Origin of the sequence: uncultured Desulfovibrio sp. (assembly GCF_944324935.1) — a bacterium.
GTDB lineage: Bacteria > Desulfobacterota > Desulfovibrionia > Desulfovibrionales > Desulfovibrionaceae > Desulfovibrio.
Genome location: NZ_CALUYG010000085.1, coordinates 1 through 4,022, shown reverse-complemented (window position 1 = coordinate 4,022; position 4,022 = coordinate 1). Strand labels below are relative to the sequence as shown.

The 4,022-nt window shown below is 64.7% G+C and carries 4 protein-coding genes and 1 pseudogene; 4 read left to right on the top strand and 1 reads right to left on the bottom strand.

The genetic code is table 11. The features are described from left to right. Nucleotides 1-81: 81 nt before the first annotated feature. From Q0J54_RS11985 to Q0J54_RS11970, 4 genes are all read left to right on the top strand, one after another. The gene (locus Q0J54_RS11985; protein ID WP_367172246.1) at nucleotides 82-777 is read left to right on the top strand and encodes an EAL domain-containing protein; all 696 of its coding nucleotides are present in this window, start codon (nucleotides 82-84) and stop codon (nucleotides 775-777) included. Nucleotides 778-1,048: 271 nt separating this feature from the next. Continuing rightward, nucleotides 1,049-1,456, top strand: coding sequence for a hypothetical protein (locus Q0J54_RS11980; protein ID WP_296305977.1), 408 nt, complete (start codon nucleotides 1,049-1,051; stop codon nucleotides 1,454-1,456). 126 nt (nucleotides 1,457-1,582) lie between these two features. Beyond that, nucleotides 1,583-2,413 (top strand): hydroxyethylthiazole kinase, encoded by an 831-nt coding sequence (gene thiM / locus Q0J54_RS11975; protein ID WP_296305976.1) that lies wholly within the window; start codon nucleotides 1,583-1,585, stop codon nucleotides 2,411-2,413. A 287-nt stretch (nucleotides 2,414-2,700) separates the two neighbouring features. Further along, nucleotides 2,701-3,693 carry an asparaginase gene (locus Q0J54_RS11970; protein WP_296305975.1) on the top strand — a complete coding sequence of 331 codons (993 nt, stop codon included), beginning with the start codon at nucleotides 2,701-2,703 and terminating at the stop codon, nucleotides 3,691-3,693. Nucleotides 3,694-3,759: 66 nt separating this feature from the next. Here Q0J54_RS11970 and Q0J54_RS11965 read toward each other — a convergent pair. Next, a pseudogene (locus tag Q0J54_RS11965) lies at nucleotides 3,760-4,022 on the bottom strand (hypothetical protein); the annotation flags it as partial.

Genomic DNA, 4,022 nt, shown 5'->3' with positions numbered 1-4,022 from the left:
AGGACATTGAGATTATCCAGAGAAACGTTTCCGCGTTGGCGGGGAAAGCAGTCTGCGATGCGTTCATAGTGTTCTTTGGTTATGATCATGGGGTTCAGCTTACCCCATGACCATAAAAACATCAATAGCGTTAACAGGCCCGAGGTGCTCGCGCCGGGACAGTTCATGCCCCTGCTGGAGTCACTGCACCGAACCTACCTGCTTGACTATTTCGTCTTTGAGGAGGTCTGCCGCTTCCTGCGCCATCGTCTGGACGCCGGGCTGCCCGTCGTGCCCGTTTCCAGCAATTTCTCCCGGCACACCTTCATCATGCCGGACTTTCTGGACAGACTGGAGGCCATCCGCCGCCGCCACGCCGTGCCCCTCCCCCTGCTGCAAGTGGAGATCACGGAGACCGTGGATGCCGCGGACCATGCCGCCTTCCAGAGCATGGCCCGCCGGCTGCATACCCACGGATTCTGTCTGGCCATCGACGATTTCGGCGTGGCGCACGCCAATCTGGCCACGCTGGCGGAAGTGGATTTTTCCGTGCTCAAGCTGGACAAGCGGCTCATCCACTCCCTGGAGAGCAATCCCCGTCTGCTCAAGATCCTGGAGATGCTTATCCTGACCAGCCATGCCCTGCGCATCAATACCGTGGCCGAGGGCGTCGAGCGCCACGAACAGCTGGACATCCTTTCCGGCATGGGCTGCCATGAGGTACAGGGCTTCCTCTTTTCCCGCCCCTTGCCGCTGGAGGAGTTCCAGAAGAAGCTGGACACGGCCGCCCCCTGCTGAGGCTGCCGCCCCGCCACACCCTTCACACTCTTGCAAGCCCTGCGAAAACAGGCCATCCTCTCACGATGCGCGTCCTTGCCCTGCATCCCCCACACTCCGCATTTCCCGCCGGGACAGCACAGCCCCTGATGGGGAGACACCGCCATGCTGGCTGATTTTTTGACGAGCTTACGGATCTGGTCTACATCGCCGATCTGGAGACGCATGAACTTCTCTACGCCAATGTCGCCTGTCGTCAGCGCTTCAGGATAGCCGATCTCGTGGGGAAAAAATGCCACAAGGTCTTTCGGGACAGCGACGCCCCCTGCGAAGGCTGCGGCCTTCACCCTTCACGCCGGCGGGAACAGGTCTACCTCCCCATCTCAATGCCCATTTCAAGGTCTACGAAGCCTTTGCCGTCTGGCAGGGACGCAAGGCCCGGCTGATCATCGCCCGTGAGACGACCCCGCAGATCCGGGCGCGTCAGCTCATGATCGCACCGCTCGTGGTCTCCGGGCGGCTGACCGGCTTCCTGGAAGTGGAGAATCCCACGGGCAGACGGGCGGAAGCGGCCCGGACGGCCCTTGCCGCCATCAGCAAGTTCATGGCCGCCACCATCGAGCGCTCCCATCTGCTCAGCACGCTGGAACATCACGCCCGCCATGCCCCCCTCACCGGCCTGGGTGTTGTGTTCCGATAGGTTGTTCCCCCTTTCCTCATTCGGCAAGAAGGCAGGAGCGCTGTCAACGACGGAAGGGACGGCTCCGCTTGCCATCATGCCCCGCCTGACGCATACTGCCTCTCCATCCTAACTTCAGGAGGCAGCATGCTCGATCTTTCCTCCGTCTGGCAGACCACGCGCCGCCTTGCGCCGCTCGTGCACTTCATCACCAATTACGTCACCGTCAACGACTGCGCCAATATCACCATCGCCGCGGGCGGTTCCCCCATCATGGCCGATGACCCCGCCGAAAGCGAGGACATCACGGGGCTCTGCGCGGCGCTCGTGCTCAACATGGGCACGCCCTGCGCCCGTACCCATGAGGCCATGCTGGCCGCCGGCAAAACGGCCAACCGTCTCGGCCGGCCCGTCGTCTTCGATCCCGTGGGCGCCGGGGCTTCCGCCTTCCGCGACCGGCTGGCCCTCGATATTCTCCAGCATGTCAGGCCCGCGGTCATCAAGGGCAATATCTCCGAGATCCGCTTTCTGGCCGAAGGCGTCGGATCGGCACGCGGGGTGGACGCCTGCCCGTCCGATCTGGTCAGCGAGGAGCGGCTTGCCGAAGCCCTGGCCCTCGCCCGCCGTCTGCAGGCGGCCACCGGAGCGGTGGTCGTCATCAGCGGGCCCATCGACCTTGTGGTCGATGCGGACACGGCCTGGGGCGTAGACAACGGCCACCCGCTCATGTCCCGACTGTCCGGCACAGGCTGCATGTCCGCCGGGGTCGTCGCCTGCCACTGCGGCGCTCATCCCGACGCGCCGCTGGCGGCCGCCCTCTGCGGCATGTGCTGCATGGGCATCAGCGGCGAGCTGGCCCACGAACAGCTCGGCGACGAGGCGGGCACGGGCAGTTACCGTATCGCCCTGCATGACGCCATGAGCCGTCTCGACGAAACGACCCTGCGGCAGCGCTGCCGCGTACGGCGATTGGCATAGGGCCTGTTGCCCCTATTCGTCGACTGTTTGGGGGGAAGGGGAACTCGTCGGGGCGCTGCCTGCGCGGGAAGGCCCAGCCTTTTCGCAGCGATGCGAGAAAAGGCGGCTGCGTCATCCTTCCTCCCAGGCCCCCTCCCTTCCCCGGCACGCTTTTACCGGGAAGAGGGGAAACAGGCGATGAACGCCCGCTGAATGCGGACAGGGCATCTGGCGCTGGAATGCCCGTGGGCAACAAGTTGCCGGATCTCCATCAACAGACGCTGAAACACCCCGTCAGGGAGGCACATATGACCCCCAAAGTCGTCGTCATCACCACCGGCGGCACCATCTCCATGCTGCATGACGCCGCCACCGGCGGCGCGGCCCCGGCCCTCAACGGCAGTGAACTCGTGGACGGCGTGCGCGGTCTGGGACAGGTCTGCCCGCTGGACGTCTGCGAATTCTCCAACCTGCCCAGTCCGGCCATGACGCCGGACCGCATGTACGACCTGGCCGCCCTGGTGCGCCGCCGCCTCGCGGAGGAGGAGGTGGCCGGCGTGGTCGTCACCCACGGCACGGACACGCTGGAAGAGACGGCCTACTTCCTCGATCTGGCCGTGGACAGCTCCAAGCCGGTCTGTCTCACGGCCGCCATGCACGCCGAGGATGATCTGGGCCCGGACGGGCCGCGCAACCTGATGAGCGCCGTCCGCGTGGCCGCCTCCCCGCAGGCGCGGGGCATGGGCGCGCTGGTGGTTATGAACGACCAGATCCACGCCGCGCGGGAAGCCGCCAAGACCCATGCGGCCAATGTGGCCACCTTCCAGTCCCCGTGGTGGGGCCCCGTCGGCACGGTGGACGACGACCGCCTCATTTTCCGGCGCGCCCCCCTGCACCGACAGACCCTCTGGCCCGCCGGCCTGCGCCGGCGCGCGGACCTCATCAAGATCGTCACCGGGGACGACGGCGCGCTCATCGACTTTGCCGTCTCGCGCGGGGCCGGGGGACTGGTCATCGAAAGTTTCGGACGCGGCAACGTGCCGCCCACCGTCATGCCCGCCCTGCAACGGGCCCTGGCGCGGGGGGTCATCATCGTCAATGCCACCCGTACCGGCGGACGCGTGCTGGATGTCTACGCCTACGATGGCGGCATGGTGCAGCAACGCCGCCTCGGCGTCATCATGGGCGGGGAGCTGAGCGCCGCCAAGGCCCGCCTCAAGCTCATGCTGGCCCTGAACCTCGAACCGGACGGCCAGACGCCGCAGCGGGAACACATCGCCCGCTGGTTCGATACGGATTAGGGCCTGTTAACACAAATTTTACAAATAATTTTAATAGATAAGACAAGCAAGCCGTTCACGCTCCGTTTACCTTTGGGACAGGGTGGCCTTGTGTCCCCGGCTCTTCTCCCGGTAAAAGCGTCGGAAAAAGCGTGGTTTTTCCGTGTGTTCGGTTAAGAAAATGTGTCGTGCCGAATCTTCGGGAAATTCCTGTCGCAGGCGGCCCGCAATTTGCTCCGGGGACCAGCAATTCCTCAATCCCTCCCGCACATAGGCGGTAAGAAAAGCCGTCCGCTTTCCCGCGTTCTTATCTTTTGAGGCACGCCAGTCGGCCCGCCTTTGAGCGGCCT

Coding starts and splice junctions, on each gene's coding strand:
- Q0J54_RS11970 (WP_296305975.1), top strand. CDS start 2,701: ATGACCCCCAAAGTCGTCGTCATCACCACCGGCGGCACCATCTCCATG.
- Q0J54_RS11980 (WP_296305977.1), top strand. CDS start 1,049: ATGCCACAAGGTCTTTCGGGACAGCGACGCCCCCTGCGAAGGCTGCGG.
- thiM (WP_296305976.1), top strand. CDS start 1,583: ATGCTCGATCTTTCCTCCGTCTGGCAGACCACGCGCCGCCTTGCGCCG.
- Q0J54_RS11985 (WP_367172246.1), top strand. CDS start 82: ATGATCATGGGGTTCAGCTTACCCCATGACCATAAAAACATCAATAGC.